The 20,289-nt window shown below is 60.6% G+C and carries 20 protein-coding genes; 19 read left to right on the top strand and 1 reads right to left on the bottom strand.

From position 1 onward, the window contains the following. Positions 1 to 161: 161 nt before the first annotated feature. From ACV22Z_RS23770 to ACV22Z_RS23735, 8 genes are all read left to right on the top strand, one after another. Positions 162 to 935: a response regulator gene (locus tag ACV22Z_RS23770; RefSeq protein ID WP_448078746.1), complete on the top strand. Its 774-nt coding sequence runs from the start codon at positions 162 to 164 to the stop codon at positions 933 to 935. 310 nt (positions 936 to 1,245) lie between these two features. Beyond that, a complete protein-coding gene (locus ACV22Z_RS23765; RefSeq protein ID WP_448078711.1) occupies positions 1,246 to 2,019 on the top strand; it encodes an ABC transporter substrate-binding protein in 774 nt (257 codons plus the stop codon). A 61-nt stretch (positions 2,020 to 2,080) separates the two neighbouring features. Then, positions 2,081 to 2,770, top strand: a complete 690-nt coding sequence (locus tag ACV22Z_RS23760; protein WP_448078710.1) for an ABC transporter permease — start codon at positions 2,081 to 2,083, stop codon at positions 2,768 to 2,770. Then, the gene (locus ACV22Z_RS23755; RefSeq protein WP_448078709.1) at positions 2,767 to 3,480 is read left to right on the top strand and encodes an ABC transporter permease; all 714 of its coding nucleotides are present in this window, start codon (positions 2,767 to 2,769) and stop codon (positions 3,478 to 3,480) included. The genes ACV22Z_RS23760 and ACV22Z_RS23755 overlap by 4 nt, the downstream gene beginning before the upstream one ends. A gap of 39 nt (positions 3,481 to 3,519) precedes the next feature. Next, the gene (locus tag ACV22Z_RS23750; RefSeq protein ID WP_448078708.1) at positions 3,520 to 4,287 is read left to right on the top strand and encodes an ABC transporter ATP-binding protein; all 768 of its coding nucleotides are present in this window, start codon (positions 3,520 to 3,522) and stop codon (positions 4,285 to 4,287) included. Positions 4,288 to 4,545: 258 nt separating this feature from the next. Next, on the top strand, positions 4,546 to 4,683 hold the full coding sequence (locus tag ACV22Z_RS23745) for an HHHH-motif protein (RefSeq protein ID WP_448078707.1): 138 nt from the start codon (positions 4,546 to 4,548) through the stop codon (positions 4,681 to 4,683). Between the two features lie 61 nt (positions 4,684 to 4,744). After that, complete coding sequence (locus tag ACV22Z_RS23740) at positions 4,745 to 5,203, top strand: DUF3761 domain-containing protein (protein ID WP_448078706.1); 459 nt, start codon at positions 4,745 to 4,747, stop codon at positions 5,201 to 5,203. 224 nt (positions 5,204 to 5,427) lie between these two features. Then, complete coding sequence (locus ACV22Z_RS23735; protein WP_448078705.1) at positions 5,428 to 5,862, top strand: cupin domain-containing protein; 435 nt, start codon at positions 5,428 to 5,430, stop codon at positions 5,860 to 5,862. 39 nt (positions 5,863 to 5,901) lie between these two features. Here the strand turns inward: ACV22Z_RS23735 and ACV22Z_RS23730 are convergent, their stop codons facing one another. Next, entirely contained in the window at positions 5,902 to 7,251 is a 1,350-nt protein-coding gene (locus ACV22Z_RS23730; RefSeq protein ID WP_448078704.1) for a polyhydroxyalkanoate depolymerase, read from the bottom strand. A gap of 283 nt (positions 7,252 to 7,534) precedes the next feature. Between ACV22Z_RS23730 and ACV22Z_RS23725 the strand changes: the two genes are divergently transcribed. The 11 genes from ACV22Z_RS23725 to ACV22Z_RS23675 all read left to right on the top strand — a co-directional run bounded on the left by ACV22Z_RS23725 (position 7,535) and on the right by ACV22Z_RS23675 (position 20,212). Further along, entirely contained in the window at positions 7,535 to 8,194 is a 660-nt protein-coding gene (locus ACV22Z_RS23725; RefSeq protein WP_448078703.1) for a glutathione S-transferase family protein, read from the top strand. Positions 8,195 to 8,911: 717 nt separating this feature from the next. Next, positions 8,912 to 10,867: an asparagine synthase (glutamine-hydrolyzing) gene (gene asnB / locus ACV22Z_RS23720; RefSeq protein ID WP_448078702.1), complete on the top strand. Its 1,956-nt coding sequence runs from the start codon at positions 8,912 to 8,914 to the stop codon at positions 10,865 to 10,867. 269 nt (positions 10,868 to 11,136) lie between these two features. Next, positions 11,137 to 11,514, top strand: a complete 378-nt coding sequence (locus ACV22Z_RS23715) for a hypothetical protein (protein WP_448078701.1) — start codon at positions 11,137 to 11,139, stop codon at positions 11,512 to 11,514. Then, a complete protein-coding gene (locus ACV22Z_RS23710) occupies positions 11,514 to 11,909 on the top strand; it encodes a hypothetical protein (protein WP_448078700.1) in 396 nt (131 codons plus the stop codon). Before ACV22Z_RS23715 ends, ACV22Z_RS23710 begins: the two co-directional genes overlap by 1 nt. 29 nt (positions 11,910 to 11,938) lie before the next feature. After that, complete coding sequence (locus tag ACV22Z_RS23705) at positions 11,939 to 12,427, top strand: lytic transglycosylase domain-containing protein (protein WP_448078699.1); 489 nt, start codon at positions 11,939 to 11,941, stop codon at positions 12,425 to 12,427. Positions 12,428 to 12,720: 293 nt separating this feature from the next. Continuing rightward, positions 12,721 to 13,962, top strand: a complete 1,242-nt coding sequence (locus tag ACV22Z_RS23700; RefSeq protein ID WP_448078698.1) for a Crp/Fnr family transcriptional regulator — start codon at positions 12,721 to 12,723, stop codon at positions 13,960 to 13,962. A gap of 74 nt (positions 13,963 to 14,036) precedes the next feature. Beyond that, entirely contained in the window at positions 14,037 to 14,801 is a 765-nt protein-coding gene (locus ACV22Z_RS23695; RefSeq protein WP_448078697.1) for a flagellar motor protein, read from the top strand. Between the two features lie 59 nt (positions 14,802 to 14,860). Then, complete coding sequence (locus tag ACV22Z_RS23690) at positions 14,861 to 15,547, top strand: OmpA/MotB family protein (protein WP_448078696.1); 687 nt, start codon at positions 14,861 to 14,863, stop codon at positions 15,545 to 15,547. Positions 15,548 to 15,626: 79 nt separating this feature from the next. After that, positions 15,627 to 16,430: a hypothetical protein gene (locus ACV22Z_RS23685; protein ID WP_448078695.1), complete on the top strand. Its 804-nt coding sequence runs from the start codon at positions 15,627 to 15,629 to the stop codon at positions 16,428 to 16,430. A gap of 645 nt (positions 16,431 to 17,075) precedes the next feature. After that, positions 17,076 to 19,268 carry an AAA family ATPase gene (locus tag ACV22Z_RS23680; protein ID WP_448078694.1) on the top strand — a complete coding sequence of 731 codons (2,193 nt, stop codon included), beginning with the start codon at positions 17,076 to 17,078 and terminating at the stop codon, positions 19,266 to 19,268. Continuing rightward, positions 19,268 to 20,212, top strand: coding sequence for a hypothetical protein (locus ACV22Z_RS23675; RefSeq protein ID WP_448078693.1), 945 nt, complete (start codon positions 19,268 to 19,270; stop codon positions 20,210 to 20,212). The genes ACV22Z_RS23680 and ACV22Z_RS23675 overlap by 1 nt, the downstream gene beginning before the upstream one ends. Positions 20,213 to 20,289: the final 77 nt, after the last annotated feature.

Genomic DNA, 20,289 nt, shown 5'->3' with positions numbered 1-20,289 from the left:
TCGTCGATCACCGGCGTCGGGCTGGGACTCGCGCTGTGCCGCAGCATCGTCAATGCGCACGGCGGCTCGATCCGTGCGGTGCCGCTCGAACCGCACGGCGCGCGGTTCGAAATTCGCCTGCCGTCGGGCGCGCCGCCCGACATCGAACACGAGAGTCAATCATGATCAGGTCGCGCGTGCTTATCGTCGAGGACGAATCGGACATCCGGCGCTTCGTCAGGATGGCGCTCGAACAGGAGGGCATGGATGCGTGCGAGGCGTCGACGGCGAAGGAGGCCCGGATGTACGCGGCGAGCAGCAAGCCCGATCTCGTGATCATCGATCTGGGCTTGCCCGACGACGACGGCAAGGCGTTCATCCGCGAACTGCGCGAATGGTCGACGGTGCCCGTGATCGTGCTGTCCGCCCGGCAGCAGGAAGTGGAAAAGGTCGCGGCGCTCGACGCGGGCGCGGACGATTACCTCGCGAAGCCGTTCGGCGTGCCCGAGCTGCTCGCGCGTGCGCGCGCGCAATTGCGGCGCGCGGCGCTCGTGTCGACCGACGGGCAGGCGTCATCGCTCGTCCGGTTCGGCGGCGTGGTGGTCGATATGAGCAAGCACGAAGTCTTCCGGGACGGCACGCCGGTGCACCTGACCCGGCTCGAATTCCGCCTGCTCGCTGCGCTGATTCGCGGACGCGGCGGCGTGATCGCCGCACGGCAGCTGCTGGCCGAGGTATGGGGCATTCACGACGCGGACCGCGCGCACTACGTCCGCGTGTACATGACGAACCTGCGGCAGAAGCTCGAGCAGGTGCCGACGACGCCCCGGTACCTGCTTACCGAATTGCAGTTCGGCTATCGGCTGCTCGGGCTGGAGGCCGTCGGCGCGGCGCGCGGCGACGACGGGGAGGTCGTCGAAACCCTGGCGGAATCGGGGTCGGTTCGCGGCGGCTAGACAACTGCGATGCCGCCGGCGTGGGGGGCAGCGCGGCGCCGGAGCGGCCGTCTTCAGCTGGATGTAATCTTAATTAATTGAAATATAAGGAAAATTACGCCAATGAAAGCAATTCGGTGACATAGAGATAAACACGGATTGCTGGCATAGCCCGGTAAACGGCAAAGTTGTATGTACAACTTAGGCGTCCATTTCATACGACGGTACGCCGGTTGGACGGGTTCGCGGCGGCACGACGCCGCGCCGGCCACGCGGGCGTCGCCCGCCCGGCTGCGAACCCGGCGCCCAGTTTGCCATTGACAGGAACGCCATGAAGAAACTCGCGCTCGGTATTGCCCTCGCATGCATCGCGGTCGGTGCGCACGCCAAGGATTGGTCGACGATCCGTTTCGGTGTCGACGCCAGCTATCCGCCTTTCGAATCGAAAGACGTCAGCGGCAAGGTGGTCGGCTTCGACGTCGACCTCGGCAATGAGATCTGCGCACGCCTGAAGGCCAAGTGCGTGTGGGTCGAGAACGATTTCGACGGGATGATCCCGGCGCTGAAGGCGAAGAAGTTCGACGGCGTGCTGTCGTCGATGTCGATGACGCCGCAGCGCGCCGAGCAGATCGCGTTCTCCGACAAGCTGTTCAACACGCCGACGCGCCTCGTCGCGAAGAAGGGCTCGACGGTGCTGCCGAGCGCCGATGCGCTGAAGGGCAAGTCGGTTGGCGTCGAGCAGGGCACGATCCAGGAAACCTACGCGAAGACGTACTGGGCGCCGAAGGGCGTGCAGGTCGTGCCGTACCAGAACCAGGACGGCGTCTATGCTGACCTCGTGTCGGGCCGCCTCGACGCCGCCCTGCAGGACGCGGTGCAGGCCGACATCGGCTTCCTGAAGACGCCGCGCGGCGCGGGCTTCCAGTTCGCGGGCGGCGACATCGACGATCCGAAGACGCTCGGCAACGGCGCCGGCATCGGCCTGCGCAAGGACGACGCCGACCTGAAGGCGAAGATCGACCACGCGATCGCCGACATGCTGAAGGACGGCACGTACAAGAAGCTCGAGCAGAAGTACTTCACATTCGACGTCTACGGCGGCTGACCGCCATGCGGCGCGCCCGGCCCCGGCCGAGCGCGCTGCGCGCCTTTCTGGATTTGCTCACATGATCTTCCAAGGATTTGGCCCGCTGCTGTGGGCCGGCACGGTCGAGACCGTGAAGCTCGCGGTGCTGTCGCTCGCCGCGTCGCTCGTGCTGGGGTTGGCCGGCGCCGCCGCCAAACTGTCGACGAACCGCGCGCTTGCCGCGGTCGGCACGTTCTACACGACGCTGATTCGCGCCGTGCCTGACCTCGTGCTGATGCTGCTGCTGTTCTACGGGATGCAGATCCTGCTGAACAACGCGACCGACATGCTCGGCTGGGACCAGATCGACATCGACCCGTTCGTGGCCGGCGTCGTGACGCTCGGCTTCATCTACGGTGCGTACTTCACCGAGACGTTCCGCGGCGCGTTCCTGTCGGTGCCGCGCGGCCAGCTCGAAGCCGGCTTCGCGTACGGGATGGGCGGCTGGCGCGTGTTCCGCCGCATCCTGTTCCCGCAGATGATGCGCTTCGCGCTGCCGGGCATCGGCAACAACTGGCAGGTGCTCGTGAAGGCGACCGCGCTCGTGTCGATCATCGGGCTCGCTGACGTCGTGAAGGCGTCGCAGGATGCCGGCAAGAGCACGCTGGACTTCTTCTTCTTCACGCTCGCGGCAGGCGCGATCTACCTCGCGATCACGACGGTGTCGAACGTCGTGCTGCACCACCTCGAGAAGCGTTACTCGGTCGGCGTCCGGAGGCTTGCACTGTGATCGAAATCATCAGCCAGTACTGGCAGAACTATCTGTACACCGACGGTTACCGCTTCAGCGGGCTTGCAATCACGCTGTGGCTGCTTGTCGTGTCGATCGCGCTCGGTTTTGCGCTTGCGGTGCCGCTTGCAATCGCGCGCGCGTCGAGCAACCGCTGGGTGTCGGGGCCCGTGTGGCTCTATACGTATGTGTTCCGCGGCACGCCGCTCTACGTGCAGCTGCTGATGTGCTACACGGGCATCTACAGCCTGCAGGTCGTGCACGACCACGTGCTGCTCGACACGTTCTTCCGCAACGCGATGAACTGCACGCTGCTCGCGTTCACGCTGAACGAATGCGCGTATGCGACGGAGATTTTCGCGGGCGCGATCAAGTCGACGTCGGCGGGCGAGGTCGAGGCCGGGCTCGCATACGGGATGTCGCGCTTCAAGCTGTATACGCGGATCATCCTGCCGTCGGCGCTGCGCCGTTCGCTGCCGAGCTACAGCAACGAAGTGATCCTGATGCTGCACGCGACGACGCTCGCGTTCACGGCCACCGTGCCGGACATCCTGAAGGTCACGCGCGACGTGAACTCGGCGACGTACATGTCGTTCCAGGCGTACGGCATCGCGGCGGTGCTTTACGCGGCGGTCGTCTTCACGCTGATCTGGGGATTCCGCAAGCTCGAGGCGCGCTGGCTCGCGTTCCTGTCGCCCCGCGGCCATTGACGCATCAACGCATTCGCGCATTTGTAAGGAAACACAAGCATGTACAAGCTCATCGTTGAAGATCTGCACAAGAAGTTCGGCGACAACGAGGTGTTGAAGGGCGTCTCGATGAAGGCGAAGGCCGGCGACGTGATCAGCATCATCGGGTCGAGCGGCTCAGGCAAGAGCACGTTCCTCCGCTGCATCAATTTTCTCGAGCAGCCGTGCTCGGGGCAGATCACGATCGGCAGCGAGGCAATCCAGACCACGCGCGACAAGAGCGGTTCGCTGCGCGTGGCCGACCAGAAGCAGCTGCAGCGGATGCGCACGAAGCTGTCGATGGTCTTCCAGCACTTCAACCTGTGGGCGCACATGACGGTGCTGGAGAACGTCATCGAGGCGCCGATGGCCGTGCTCGGGGTCAGCAAGGACGAGGCCATTGCGCGTGCGCGCAAGTACCTCGAGAAGGTCGGGCTGCCGGCGCGCGTCGAAGGAATGTATCCGTCGCATCTGTCGGGCGGGCAGCAGCAGCGCGTCGCGATTGCACGCGCGCTTGCGATGGAGCCCGAGGTGATGCTGTTCGACGAGCCGACGTCGGCGCTCGATCCGGAACTCGTCGGCGAAGTGCTGAAGGTGATGCAGAAGCTGGCCGAGGAAGGCCGAACGATGGTCGTCGTCACGCACGAGATGGGCTTCGCGCGCAACGTGTCGAATCACGTGATCTTCCTGCATCAGGGGAAGATCGAGGAGCAAGGGAATCCGCAGGAGATCCTCGTCAATCCGAAGAGCGAGCGGTTGGGGCAGTTTTTGTCGGGGCGGTTGAAGTAGGGTGACGGGGTGCCCTGACGCCAAAGGAAGAACAGGCCGCCTCGTGCGGCCTTTTGTTTTTCCGGCGTCCTTCAGCGCCGAGACCTGGGAATGAAAGCTTCGAAAGCGTAAAGGTCCCCTTCTGCAAGCATCTGCCGTCACGCACTGCTCAGTGTCAAAGATGGTCAAGTGCATCCGCGTGCGGTGCACGAAGCACCGGCCCTCTCCGTTAAGGAGGTAACAGCCGGATGACCGGCTGACCTACCCAGGGAGATGTTCATGATCCGCATCGCGAAGATTCTGGCGGCGACGGTCGTTGCATGTGCAGTCCTGGCTCCGGCAGTCGCCGAAGCGCATTCGCACCGGGTGTGCCATTTCGACCATCACCACCATCGCGTGTGTCGCTGGGTGCGGTAAGGCTATCGGTCCCGGAGCACGCCCGGGACGCTGCGTGCAACTCACTTGATCTGGAGCAGAAATGAAAAAGACGATGTTGATCGCGGCGCTCGTCGCCGGCATGGGTATGTCGCTCGGTGCGTTCGCACAGGTTCCGGCAAGCGCGCCGGCGGGCACGACGGGCCTCTGCAAGGACGGCACGTTCTATTCGGGCGCGTCCAAGAAGGGCGCATGTGCGGGCCACAAGGGCGTGAAGACCTGGTACGGCGCGTCGGCCGCCGCGGCAAGCGCGCCGGCTGCAATGGCGCCCGCAGCAAGCGCGCCGGCTGCGGCGCCCGCCGCGGCAGCGCCCGGTGCCGCGCCCATGAAGAACGCGGCGGCGGGCGGCGGCCCGGGCCAGGTGTGGGCCAACGCCAGCACCAAGGTCTATCACTGCCAGTCTGACAAGTATTACGGCAAGACGAAGCAAGGCAGCTACATGTCGGAAGCGGATGCGAAGGCGAAGGGCTTCCATCCGTCGCACGGCAAGGCCTGTTCGTAAGCCGGACGCGGCTCCAACGCATCGCGCGTTGACCGAAAACGCCGGGGGATGACGCACCGCCGCCGCGGCGGGTCGAACGATGTGACGAACGTCGCCGTCGATTCGACCTGTTCGCGGGGGCGGGGCCGCGCATCGGCGCAAAAGGCGGATGCGACGCCATCGCATCGCGTATTGGAACGCGATATGCTTTTCCTCACGGATCCTTTCGTCGAAGGAGCACCGCGATGAGCACGCCGCTTACCACCCAGTTCTCCCACGTCAAGCCGCACGACACCGCGTATCAAGGCGAGGGCCTGCGCGACTTCTTCCTGTACCGCGATCTCGGTATCGCAAAAGCGACCAACGGCAAGGTGCTCGCGCAGCTCGTGAAGGCGAATCATGCACCGGCCAAGGGCACCGGATGGCACCGTCACGAGGCCGAGTTCCATATCGTGATCATGCTGAAGGGCTGGGCGCGCTTCATGTACGGCGAGCAGGAGACGCTCGTCGAGGCCGGCGACTGCGTGCATCAGGCGCCCGGGATCGTCCACTACCTGTTCGACTATTCGCCGGACATGGAGTATCTGGAGATCGTCGCGCCCGCGGACTTCAAGTCGATCGACGTCGAAGGGCCGTGCGCGGTGCCTGCGCCGAAGCCTTGGGACGACGCGTGGGCATGATTCGCCGGAGCGTCGCCGTCGTGATGGGTCAGTGATGCGTCAGTGAGGCGACAGCACGCCCGTCGCCTCGCTGCTGCCGGTGGTCCGTGACGCGAGCAGCGCATGCAGCGTCACGTAATGCGTGTTTGCGTCGCTGCCCGGTGCTTTCGCCGTACGATCGTACGGCTCGTTGTCGTGAATCGTGCCGCGCACGATCGGATAGATCTGCGTCTCCCAGCGCTTGCCGTTGAACACGCCGTAATGCCCGGCGCCTGTCTGCACGTGATGCGTCTTCAGGTACGGCGGCAGCCCCGAACACAGCTCCTGCGCGGCGACCGTCTGCCCGACCGAGCAGATATCGTCCTTTTCCCCTTCGATCGTCAGCAACGCGGTGCGGTGAATCGCGGCCGGTTCGACGAGCCGGCCGCCGACCGTCAGCTCGCCGCGCGCGAGCGCGTATTGCTGGAACACCTTTTCCACCGTCTCCAGATAGAACTCCGCCGCGAGATCGGCCGTCGCGAAGTATTCGTCGTAAAAGTCCCGTAGCACGTCGGCCTTCGCGGGATCGCCTTTCGCGCGCTCGTAATACATGTCGGAAAACGACGACGCGTGGCGATCCGGGTTCATCGACATGAACGCGCCGAGCTGCACGAAACCCGGGTAGACGCGCCGCTGCGCGCCGGGGAAACCCGACGGCACGACGCTGATCAGGTGACGCGCGAACCAGTCGATCGGGCGGCTCGTCGCAAGCTCGTTGACCTTCGTCGGGTTCACGCGGCAATCGATCGGGCCGGCCATCAGCGTCAGGCTCGCCGGTTGCGCGGGGTCGCCGGCCGCCGCCATCAGCGCGACGGCTGCGAGCGCGGCGACGGTCGGCTGGCAGATGGCGAGCACGTGCGCGTCCGGGCCGATGTGGCGGATGAAATCGATGACGTGTTCGACGTATTCGTCGAAGCCGAAACGTCCGGCGCGCAGCGGGATGTCGCGCGGGTTGTGCCAATCGGTGATGTACACGTCGTGGTCGGCGAGCATCGTGCGTACCGTGCCGCGCAGCAGCGTGGCGAAGTGCCCGGACATCGGCGCGACAACCAGCACGCGCGGCTGCCGCGCGACCGGCTGCGTCTTGCGGAAGTGCAGCAGCGTGCCGAACGGGGTGGCGGCGGCCGTTTCCTCGACGACAGGCACCGTTTCGCCGTCGACGTCGACCGCGTCGATGCCGAACGGCGGGCGGCGATGCGAGAACGCGCAGCATTCGACCAGTTCGCACCACGCGTCGAGGGTGCGACCCGGCGGCGTCGACGTCGCGGGCGGCCACATCGACATCGACGCGCGCATGCAGGCGGCCCATGCGCGCGCGGGGCGCGTGTATTCGGCTAACAATTGATAGAGGGAGTACGCAAGCATGTTCATGACCCTCGCGTTTCGTGCTGCCACGCGTTGAACAAGGCAAGCGGTGTGCCATGCTGGCACGCGCGTTGCACGCCGTGATGAAGTATGGCCATTTGTGCCGCGTCGCGCTAGCCTTCGCAGCATGTACTGCGCGTCGGAGACGTTGTGGCGCGTAACGTTCAGCGCGATGCGGGGTCGTTGCGCTATGCCGGCGCACGCGGTGCACAGCGATGGTGCGACGCGCGCGTTTGATGCAGCCACTTTCGGTGCACGTGCACGCGAAAGGGATCCACTGGGAGCCGACATGAAATCCGCTGACGAAACCACGCTGACCATCAGCAGCCGGAACTACTCGTCGTGGTCAATGCGCGGGTGGCTGCTCGCGAAGCTGAGCGGCCTGCAGTTCGAGACCGTGATGGTGCCGATCGATGCGGCGTCACGCGCCGAATTGCTGTTGCTGTCGCCGTCGATTCTCGTGCCGTGCCTGACGCACGAAGGCAGCAAGGTCTGGGACACGCTCGCGATCGCCGAGTATCTGAACGAGGTCTGCCCCGATGCGCAACTGCTGCCGAAGGAGCGGCATGCGCGCGCGCATTGCCGGTCGATCTGCGGCGAGATGCATTCAGGCTTCAGTGCGCTGCGTTCCGCGCTGCCGATGAACCTGCGTGCGCATTTTCCGAACTTCCGCATCTGGTCGCGCGCGCAGCACGACATCGCACGGATCGTGACGATCTGGCGCGACTGTCTCGCGCAGTATGGCGGGCCCTGGCTGTTCGGCGAGATCAGCGTTGCCGATGCGATGTATGCGCCGGTCGTCACGCGGTTCCTGACCTATGACGTGAAGCTCGAACCGGATATCGCCGAGTATTGCATGCGCGTGCTCGCGCAGCCGTTCGTCGCGGAATGGATCAACGCGGCGAAGGCGGAGAAGGAAGATATCGACGAGCTCGACATGGAGTTTTGAGCGGTGCGTTGACGCCTGTCAATGCGTTCGGAAGCCCCTCGAGGCAGTCGTCACATGTTTGTGGTGGCATGAAATGCCTGGGCCGCGTATGATCCGCACGTCCCGGAAATATTCCGTAATAGATGTCGCGACGAGATCCGTTTCTCTCGCTCAGGGATGCTTTCAATATCTCGACTGCGATGTAAGGCGAATGAGATTTTCAGCGTCTGAAGAAGCCGGAGATATTTTGCAGCGAGATTCGCGATGAGATCAGCTTCTATCGTTCAGGAATGCTTTCAATATTTTGACTGAGATGTAAGACGAATGTTAGTTAAGCGTCTGCTGAATCGATCCGCAAATGTTCGGCATCGATTCCTCCGCGTGCGGGCGGGAATGCATTAAATTTAAAGAATGCAGGCTCCGATGACGTAAACGATTCACGGGGACGACTGCCGACCAATGCTTACGAAATGCGGCGCGCAGTCGAGAACAATCAGCGCATCGGGGGAATCATCTTGAATTGTCAACAGTCGTGGGCACGAACAGCGGTGCCCGGCGAGAATCATCTGTTCGGATTTGCTTCGCGAGAAAACGCAAGCGCGCCGGGAGGTGAGAGGCGACAGTTGCAAGGATCTCATACGCTGGCTCGGCAGCGAATTCAAAGACGGTTTCCATCGATGACAACTGGCAGCAATATGAGCATGCCTATGCTGACGAAAAACGACGAGTGAGCCGATAATGTGTGGGATTAGTGGTTTCCTTGCCGACTCGAATTTCAACGAAGAATCGAGCCGGCATTATCTGAAACTGATGTGCGACAGCATCGAGCGTCGCGGCCCGGATGCCGCCGGCTATTGGCTCGATGCGAACGCTGGCATTGCGCTCGGGCACCGTCGGTTGTCGATCGTCGACTTGTCGGAGCATGGACATCAGCCGATGCACTCTGCGTGCGGGCGTTTTGTCATCGTGTTCAATGGCGAGATCTATAACTTCAATGAGATCAGGGCACAGCTTGAGGCCGAAAATGCCGCGCCGGACTGGCGCGGCCACTCGGATACCGAAGTGCTGCTGGCTGCCATTCGGGCGTGGGGTATCGAGCCGGCGCTGAAGAGTCTGTCAGGGATGTTCGCCTTTGCGTTATGGGATCGCGAGCAGCGAGTTTTAACATTTGCGCGAGACCGGCTGGGTGAGAAACCGCTGTACTACGGCCGGATCGACGACGTGCTCGTGTTCGGCTCCGAACTCAAGGCGCTGCGCAAATATCCTGGCTTTTCGCGCGTCCAGATCGACCGCAGCGCGCTTTCTCTGTACATGCGTCACAACAGCATACCGGCGCCACATACGATCTATTCGGGCATCCGCAAGCTGGTGCCTGGGACCTTTGCGCAATGGAGGCAGGGGCAACGCGAAGCGGAGGTCCGCCCATACTGGACCCTGGCGCAAGCGGTGGCCGATGGCCGTGCCAACCCGTTCCACGGTGATTCCCGTGAAGCGCTCGACACGCTGGATGACCTGCTGCGCGACGTCGTGCGCAAGCAGATGGTGGCGGACGTTCCGCTTGGTGCATTTCTGTCTGGTGGCATCGACTCGTCGACAGTCGTGGCGCTGATGCAGTCGCAGTCGGCACGGCCGGTGCGTACCTTTACGATTGGCTTTCACGAGCAGGAGTTCAACGAGGCCGAACATGCGCGAGCAGTCGCACGGCATTTGGGTACTGACCACACGGAACTCTATGTGACGGCTGCGCATGCGCTGGACGTCGTGCCACAGTTGCCGTCGATCTACGACGAACCGTTCTCCGATTCGTCCCAGATCCCGACGTTTCTGGTATCCCAGATGACACGTCAGCATGTGACAGTGAGCTTGTCTGGCGATGCAGGTGACGAACTGTTCTGCGGGTACAACCGATATTTCGTTGCGGATGGTCTATGGAGCAAACTCAAGCTGATGCCTGCTCCGCTCCGGCGGATTTGCGCGCGCATGATGGGCGCCATGCCAGCTGAGCATCTGGACCGGATCTTGACTCCGCTGATGCGGCTATTGCCCGCGCATCGCCGCCACATGCACATCGGAGAGAAACTTCACAAGCTTGCAGCGGTGATCGACGTTAACGGCAGAGACGAACTGTACAAGCGACTGGTTTCTGTTTTTTATTGTCCGGAGCAGATTGTCGTGGGTGGCACGGAGCCGTCGACATTGCTCGATTCACCGCAGAGTTGGCCCACTGAAGTCAGTTTTGCGGAACAAATGATGTATCTGGACACGCTGACCTATTTGCCGACCGACATTCTCACAAAGGTCGACCGGGCAGCAATGGCCGTGAGCCTCGAGACGCGGGTTCCGTTCCTCGATCATCGTGTTGTCGAGTTTGCGTGGCGTCTGCCGACGTCCATGAAAATGCGCGGAACGAAGGGAAAGTGGCTGCTGCGCGAGTTGCTCTATCAGTATGTGCCCGAGAAACTGATCGATCGCCCCAAGCAGGGCTTCGCGGTGCCGATCGGTCGGTGGTTGCGGGGCGAGTTGCGCGAGTGGGCATCGCAGCTCCTCGAGCCGACCCGCCTGAAGAACGAAGGGTTCTTCCATGTCGCTGCGGTCCAGCGTATCTGGCAGCAACATTTGTCCGGTACCTACAACTGGCAGCACCAGCTTTGGTCGATTCTCATGTTCCAGGCTTGGCTGGACGCGAATTCGTAGGTCGTGTGGGCTGCATTCGGTAAGCAATTGGCAGAGGGAGTGCGCAAGCATGTTGATGACCTTCGCCTTTGTTTCGAGCGCCGTGCCGAGCAGCCCAGATGAAATCGCCTCTTATCTATCGGACGAATCGCAGTTGCTCATTGCCCGCTTAAATCAGACGAATCAATGAGGCACGTACGCTCCCGTCGCGGCGGCAATCGTTTGCGAAAGGGGTAAAGGCAGCGAATGCTTTGCCGATAACGCAGGTCCAGTTATCGGGAGAGCAACACGTGAAGCCGCTCGTCATTTTCATCGTCGCAGCCGCGTTGGCCGGCTGCGCCCAACTTCAGCCCGGACATCAGGACGCGAATGCGCATAACGATGTATCGCCCGCGCCGACGAAGCTCGTCGATTTCGTCATTCCGGCCGATGCGCTTGGTGCACGCGATCCGCAACTGACCGCCGTGCTCGCGAAAGTCGGCGCACTCGCGTCGCGGCAGCCGCAACCCATGACGATTCGCGTCGCCGCGCTGCCGCAGGATTTCAGCTACCTGAATCAGTCGATCCGCCGCGGCATGGCGGCGCAGCGCGGCGCGTCGGTGCGTGTCGAGAACGTCGCGGCCGGCAGTTGCCAGCCGTACAGCGTTCAGCTCGGTCCGACTCAGTGATGGGAGATCTCGCCATGTTGAGACTGTCGATCTGTTCGGCGATGCTCTTGTGCGGAACCGCCTTCGCGGCGCAACCCGCCGACAACAACTCGCCGCTCCTGTCCGCCGCGCCCACTCAAGTGCTTCCTCCGCTGCCCCCGCTGGCGTCGCTGCCGCCGACATCCGGTGGCGACGAGGACGTGCCGGAGCACGCAAACGTCCGTCACGCGAAGAAGTTGCGCCACGCGCCACCCGTGAAGCGAGCGCCGGAGTTTCAGGTGCATCTCGTGGTGTCCGATGCGTCACGCGCGGCACTCGCCGCCGTGGACAAGAAGCTCGACGACGCACTGGAAAACGGTGTGCGCGATCGCCGCGCGACCGGGAACGGCGCGTCTGCGTTGGCGATGTCGCATTGACGCGGCCGGATCGGATCAGGTGACGAATCATGGCAAACGTTTGTATCCGTAAGACGCGGCGCGGCTGCGTGAAATGGCTGTCGTTCGCGACGCTGCTCGGCGCGGTTCTGATCGCACCGGCGTACGCGGATGACGCTCAGTCCGGCGACGCGTGCTTCGAACGAGCAGGCGGCTACCAGGGCGTCAACCCGAACATCTTGCGGGCAATCGCATGGTACGAATCGAAGGGCAATCCCGGCGCCGTGCATCGCAACGCGGATGGCAGCATCGATATCGGCCAGACCCAGATCAACTCCGTGCATTTCGGCGAACTGCGCCGGTACGGTGTACTGCCCGGCGCGCTGAGGGACGCGTGCGTGAACATCTTCGTCGCGGCATGGATGCTGAAGCAGAAGATGGTCCGATACGGAAACACGTGGCAGGCGATCGGCGCGTATCACTCGGAAACGCCGCGCTTGCGGGACGAATACGCGCGCAACATCCATGCGGTGCTCGTGTCGTGGGGGTTGAGCGAGTGAGCGACGAGGGGCTGCGATGAAGGGTAATAGTAATGTTCGGGCTCGATGTCGATTGATTTGCGTCAACCCAACTTACTTCCCGCTTTCCCGGGAGAATCGCAACACATCCGCCTGCTGCATGTAACGCGCTTGAAGTGCAAACGTTTCACATCAAAAGTCGCCGTCGGACGCGTTGTGAGCCGTTAAAGAACTGTATTTCCGATGTCGTAAACCGGTACACGGGGAACGGCTGTCGACTCACGTCCGAAGCGTGAGGCGCAGTCGAAAAACAGTCAGCGCAGCGGGGGAACATCGTGAATCGTCAACAGTCGTGGTCGCGTACGGCGTCGCCCGGCGAAGTCATCTATTCGGAAGGTTTCGGCGGAGAGGCGGTCATCTATCTGATCGCGGATGGCAAAGTCGAGCTTTCCACGCGATGCGACGACAAGAAGGTTGTCGTCGCAACCCTTGGCCGAGGGGAGTTTTTCGGCGAATCCGCGTTGCTCGCGTCCGAGCCGCGCGGCCATACCGCGAAGGCGCTGTCGTTCTGCCAGCTCACGGTCGTGCCGGCGACGATGCTCGACGAGGAAATCGAGAAGGTGTCGGCGCTGCTGCGCCACATCCTGCGGACGATGATCCGCCGCGTGAAGCGCAAGGACGATCAGCTCGCAACCTATACGCATGCCGATTTCATGCCGGGCGTGCTGTCTTATGCGCATGTGCTCGCGCTGATGGCGGGCACGGAGCGGCGCGACAGCGGCGACTCTTGGGGGCGTCGGGCGATGCAGGCGCATGGCGAGGAAGCGTCGGTGTCACTCGCCGAAGTGATCAAGAAGTGCCGCGCGATCGCCGGTCATTCGCGTCCGCACGTGATGGCGATGCTCAGGCGGATGGAGAAGCTCAATCTCGTCACGATCGAGGCCGCGCAGGCCGAGCAGTTGGGCGGCGGGGCGATGGATTATGCGTCGTCAGTGGATGCGCGCCAGGTTGTCACGTTCGATGCCGCACGCATCGTCGATCGCGCGCAGCAGGTCGCGGATCATGATCTCGACATTTCCATCAACAGCGAACTCGAGCTGATCGAGCTGGCCGATCTCGAATCGCTGATCGGCGTCGAGCGGAAGCTGCTGCTCAACAAGCTGTCGCATGGGGAGATCTCGGAGGAGGTGTTCGCGTTCCGCAAGTCGAAGGTGCTCAATTTCGTCGAGCAGAAGGGGGTTGCATATTTTTCGCGGCGCAATGTTCGGCGGGGTGGCGAGATCAAGGAGCTGGAGGATCTCGCGTGGGTCGATCAGCGGACGCTGTTCGAAGTCGTCAGCGCGTTTGATACGTACGATCTCGCGAAGCTGATCGCGAGTCTCGACGATCAGTCGGTGGCGGATCGGTTGTTCTCGGTGATGACCGAGACGCGGCGGAATGAAGTGTCGTGGGTCATGCGGCGCGATCTCAAGCTCGATCCGGTTGAGGTCGGGGATATCGAACAGCGGTTGCTGGATGCGGTGCGGGCGATCAAGGCGCCGCCTGCGGCTGCGGCGGCTGATCCGGATGCCGTGTAATGAGCGTGGTCGATACGGCTGCTGACTGATGATGTTGCTGGCCGCCCTGCGTGTGCGGCCGGCTGGAGAGAGACATGGACCTGTTGACCCTGTTCGGCGTGGTGTTCGGTGGCGCAGCCATCGTGTTCGGCTTTTCGCTCGAAGGCGGGCATTTCTCGACGCTGTTTCAGGTCGAGGCGTTCGTCATCGTGCTGGGTGGGACGCTCGGCGCGGTGATGATTCAGAACACGTGGGTGAGGTTCTTTGATGCGGTGAAGCAACTGCGGCTCGCGTTCGTAAGGGCGCGGCAGGTTGATCGGCAAAGTCTGTCGGATCTCCTGGAATGGGGCGATCGCGCGAAGCTCAACGGGTTGCTCGCGTTCGAATCGATGGATCTCAGCGGGATTCATCCGTTTGCTCGGCGAGGGCTGGAGTTGCTGGCGAATGGGGTGTCGACTGCCGTGCTCGAGGATGCGTTGCAGCGTGAGCTCGATGCGTATGAGCGCAGCCATATGGCGGCGGCAAAGGTCTGGCAGCAGGCGGGCGGGTATGCGCCGACGTTCGGCATCCTCGGGTCGGTGATGGGGCTGATTCAGGTGACGAGCCATATTCTCGAACCGGCGCAGCTCGGGTCGGGGATTGCGGTGGCGTTTGTGGCTACGTTGTATGGGTTGGCGCTGGCGAATCTTGTGTTTCTGCCGTTGTACGGGAAGTTGCGGGCGCAGGTGGACAGTGAATTGCGGTTTCGTAAGCTCTATCTCGACGGGCTGCTCGCGATCTCGCGGAAGGAGTCGCCGCATACGATCGAGACGCGGTTGACGGGGGATCTGCGGGGGCGGGCGGCGGAGTCGTTGGCTTGATTTGCTGAGTGTGTTTCTTGGTTTTCTACGCCACGCATAACGAACACGGGTTCTGACCTATGTACGCGCAATCTGGTAACAAGCGCCTCGCATCCGATACCGATGATCACGACGAACACGGCGGCGAAGGCTCGCAGTCCGGTCGATGGCTGATCTCCTATGCGGATCTCATCACCACACTGATGGTGCTGTTTCTCGCGCTTTATGTGCTGCAGCTCGCGAAGTACAACGCGCTTGAGGTGCGGTATCAGACGGTGGTGCAGCTGGGGGCGGGGCAGGGGAAGGCGAGTGCCGCTGGTGATCCTCAACGGCAGGCTGCACAGGAATGGTCTTCGCTGCTTAAGTCGCTAAAGGATCAGGGACAGGTGACGGTTACGAATGCCGCGCACGGTGTTGAGATCGGAATCAACGCGAAGGTTCTGTTTAACGTCGGTGATGCGAGGTTGTTGCCGGAAGCGACGGATGTGCTCGCGCGGATTGCGGGTGTGCTGAAGGATCATCCGGCGAACAACATTCTGGTTGAAGGGCATACGGATAGCGTGCCGATTTCGACGGCGAAATATGAATCCAATTGGGAACTGTCGTCTGCGCGGGCCGGGGCTGTTGTGCGGTATCTGGTCGAGCGGGGCGTCGAACCGCATCGATTGGCTGCGATCGGGCGCGCGGATAACTTGCCGCTTATGGTCGGGGATGACGCGGCGGCGCGGGCGGTGAATCGGCGGGTGACGATACTTGTGCAGTATTGACGGGACTTCGAGCCGGAACCAACAATGCAAATCCGTCTCTGCGACACCGACTAATTTCTAGTTATAACGGAGCGAGAACATGGCGTATGAAATGACGTCAATGCTGATGAAGTGCGAAGTCGAGGACTTCGTCTTTCTGATCGAGCAAATCGAAGGCATCTTCAATTTGTCGTCAGACAGTGACCTGAAGGCGGCGCTCGACAGCTTTCGGCGGAGCAGCAGTGCGACGGCGAAAGGGGCATTGGCGAAGCTGGTCGAGCGGGAGGTGCGATACCTAGGCAGTTCCGAGGTCGCGTACGCATACCGAAAGGTGTTCTCGTCACAGGAACCCGCCGGCGTGGGCATTCACGAAATCTTGGACGACGTCAGCAAGAAGCTGAAGATCCGTCAGAAGGCGCTTGGAACCGTGGAGGCTCGCCTCGAACGGTTGGTCAAGAGCGTTGTGGAACGGGCCTTTTTCGATTTAAAGCCAGAGCAGCAACGAGATCTGTTCGAAAACGCGAAAATAGGCAAGGAACAGCAAGACGAATTCTTCGAGAAGATCAAAAGTAACAAGGCACACTTCCTGCCGCTTCTGTTCTCGCTCCTCGGGCCGGAAATCACTGCCTCGATTGTCCAGGGCTTGGCCATTGCCGTCATTGCTCAGTTCATCGGGCGCGAGGCGGCCAAGGAATTGTTGAAGAACATCCTCGCACGGTTTCCTTGGTGGGCTGAATGGCTTGGCCCGATCGTGTGGGGCTTGAGTTTGAGTTGGCTCGCCTTTGATTTGCAGGGGGCGGCGTACCGTAAAACAATCCCAATCTTGATGTATCTCGGGATTGTGGGGCTGCGTGACGGCCCGGAAGATGGTGATGCGTTCTGGACGGAACCATCATCGGAGTAATGTAGCCACGAACCGGTGGGGCTGAGGTCGACGCCCGAATGTCACGCCAACGCGCGAGGCGAACGTCGCTTGATGGCCGGCAGTACTCGTTCACACAACTGCTAGACAGTTACCATTGCGGGTTCCCACGCACGTTCCGTAGAGATTCGCCGAACGGGTACTATCGGCCAGTTTCGGCCGTACGCTCGCGCGCTGGGACGGATACCCAAGAGTTGACTCCGCAGTAAACAGCGGACTTTTGCGGTCAATCGCCGTGGTCGGTCGGAACATGGTCAGCACCACCAAGGCCAGCCTTGTCTCCGCGTGAAGCTGGCGATATGCTGGCGTTCTGCTTACAGGAGCCGATTGATGGCGGTAGCAAAAAACCAAATGGTGAGGGTCCGCGTAGAGCCACGGATTAAAGCGGCGCTGCAAGCGGCTGCGGAGAGCGAGATGCGCAGCGTCGCCAACATGGTCGAAGAAATGGTGGTGGCTTATTGTCGAGCGCACGGCTACCCGTTGCATGGAGTGTCGGACAATGCCCTACCCCGCACTATTCTGCGAGGAAGCACCGCGTGACACACCAACGCCAAACACCCGGCAGTCCGCACGGCGCACGGACTATGCTGCTCGACGAATTGCGCATAACGCCAACGGAGCCATATCATGTCTGATCAGACGCCTCCCGATAATGACGTCGCCGCGCCGAAGGCTTCTGCCAACCTTCGGCGGATCAGCCTGCGTAGTCTGTTCCTTGACCCAAACAACTTCCGCATCATTCACGAGCCCGATCAGAAGACGGTTACTGATGTGGAGGTGAAGAATCGTGACGTAATGCAGCGAACGATGCGACTGCTTTGCGGCGACAAGAACCAAAATATTCAGGATTTGATTGACAGTTTCAAGGCTAACGGCTACCTGCGTGTTGACCAGATCCTCGTTCGCGAGCTTCCTGGCGGTGGATTTTTGGTTGTTGAGGGTAACCGCCGAATTGCTGCGCTGAAATTCTTGCAGCAGGAGCACGAGTCCAAAGGCATCGACTTGGGGCAACTTCAGCCCGAAGTTTTCAGCCAGGTTCCGGTAGTACTGTATACCGATGCCGACGAGGTGCATCACCTCACGCTGATGGCCCTTAAGCATATCAGTGGGAACAAGAAGTGGGGCGAATGGAACCAGGCCCAGCTGTTGGAGTCACTGCACACAGATTACGAATTGACCGAAGATGAAATCTGCAAGCGCATTGGCATAACCAAAGTGGAGGTGCGCCGAAGCCTGCGCGCACTTTCATTGGTGGCAGAATATCGTGCCTCGGATTACGGAGATCAATTTAACGAATCCATGTTCCCTATTTTCCGTCATGCGGTGCGGAGTGCTGCTCTGAAAAATTGGATGGAGTGGGATGATGGAGACCGCCACACTCACAACACCGCAAATCGAGATTTCTTCTTTTCGCTCATGTCGCGTGAGCCGACGGAGGAGACGGAGGATGATGGGTCGGTTGGTTATGGCGGTAAATACCTAGAGCCGGTAATCACGCGGCGTGATGATGTGGACACTTTAGCCAAAGTGATCGATGATGAGCGGGCGCTGGCCTACCTGAAGACGAACCGGGACCTCAACGGTGCTTACCGCACGAGCGATTTAGTATTCCGGGAGCGACAGGAATCTGCTGTCCGATCTGTGGCGGCTGATGTAGAAACGCTGGCACAGTTGGCGATCCGTCCACAGAACCTGCCCGAACTAGAGGCTGTTCGCGGGAAGTTGCAATCGATCATAGACCGTGCGCGTGCCTCAGGTCTGAGCGGTGTCGAACAAAAAGCAGTATTCCGTGATCGCGTAGATTCTCATTTTACTCGGGTTCATGTGCAACGCTATCGCCGGCTTGCTGGTGTGGACATGGCACAGTTGGCTAGAATCAATCTCATCGCGGGCATAAACAACTCCGGCAAAACCTCGTTGTTGGAGGCAATCTATCTGCTCGCACGACAGAACGACTTGGACGGTCTGTTGGATGTGATGCGACGTCGCGGCAAAGTCGCAACGGATCAGCTCGATCCAGAATGGATGCTGGAGCAACTGGGCAACGAGACGCTGCGTATTGACGGTACCTATGACCAAACACATGCAGCCGTTAATATCCGACAATGTCTTGAGGAAGATTCGTCGATCGAACGAACTCGTTACCTCGGCTCGATCGAAATCGAGTCGAATTTTGGTTCAACTGAGTTGGTTTCACTGAATCGAATCTACAAAGGTCAGGACCGGGAAACACACGCCGACAGCATTCGCCTGCTATGCCCGGTGATTTTTAGCAGCCCGTTCTTCTTCAACGAGCCCCACCGATACACGAGCCTCTACCACAAGAGCGTTCAATCGAAGGCACTCCCAGAAATTTTTGATTTCTTAAGAGATAACTTATTACCGACGTTGGAGGACATTCGCCTTACCGACGAGCGACAGCGGTTCTTGGTGATAGACCGACAATTCCCGTCTGGCGTTGACTTGTCGTGCTACGGAGAAGGTTTGCAGCGGATGTTCCTGCTGTCGCTGCTGTTTGCCTCAGCGCAGCACGGCGTCGTACTGATTGATGAATTTGAGAATGCGCTTCACTATAGGCTGATCGGCCCGTTTTCGCGTTTTGTGCATCAGATGGCGCTGAAATTCAATGTCCAGGCATTCATCACGAGCCACAGCAAAGAATGCATTGATGCCTTCATCACGGCCATTCCGCAGACGGAAGATCTCTCATGCCATGCGATAGTTAACACCACGGAAGGAATTAGAACACGTGACTTTTCAGGACCGGAATTCAAGAAATTGCTAGAGGCCGGCGATGTCGATCTGCGGGGGGCTCAATAATGACACAATGGTCCAATGCGCATTTGATGTTCTGCGAAGGCCCGCACGATGCCGCCTTTCTAAATAGGATGCTTAAGACACAGCTTGGATTTTCAAAGGCGGAGCTTAAGCTTTCAGAATTGCCGTATCCAATTTCAAATGTGCTGCAGCAGAGTTTCAAGATTCGAGTCGCGGACGATTTGCGTCTTGACCTTGCCAAGAAATTTTTCCTTCCTGACTATCTTCTCAAGTGTGAAGATACGCTGGTGATGATTTTTAATTACGGAGGCTCGAATCGGAAGGCAAATATGTCTCCATTCCTAGAGAACGTATTTGCCTTGCTTAACGCGCCAACCTTTGCCAGTGCAGGGCAATCCGCAAGTCGTCCGAGATTGACTTACGTTTTGTTTGCCGATGCAGACGCTCGCGGTCTCATAGGTGCACGGGCTGAAGTCAGTGCGGATCTTGCGACGATCGGTGGCTCGACATGGCTCACGAACGATTGGCGAAACTTTCAAGACACTGCCGCCGTCATGCAGGACAGCGCATTTGGCCCGACCGCGGCCTACATTTGGAAAAAGTGGGCTGAGGACAACGGTACCTTGGAGGATGTTGTGCACGAGTGCCGTTCCGGGCATGCCGGGCTGCAGCAGACGCTGGAGTTCCTTGATGCACGCTTTAGTTGGGCACCAGCAGCTGGTGCGTCGCCAGAACAGGTATGTGCCATGTCAGCTAAGCGCCTGAAGGCTGCATTCTGCGTGGAAGGCCAGCGCGAGAAGCCGGGAATGAGTCTTGGCGTCGTTCTAGATCAGACAGGCTTGTTGGAGCACGAGGCTATCGGGGGCTCTGCAACGGTTCGAGACTTTTTGGCGTTCTTGCGCACTTGGCTTGCGCCCGTGCAGGCTGCTGCGGTCGGATTGAATGAGACAACCAGCTCAACCGATTTACCCGCGGCGGCCAGATAGCAGGCTGACCCACCACAGGAATCGTGGAGGCAGGTTGGTATAAGTTGATACCGGCCATTAGGCAGGACCTGCAACCA

The organism is Burkholderia sp. PU8-34 (genome assembly GCF_053427725.1).
This window is presented reverse-complemented; position numbering and strand designations above follow the sequence as displayed.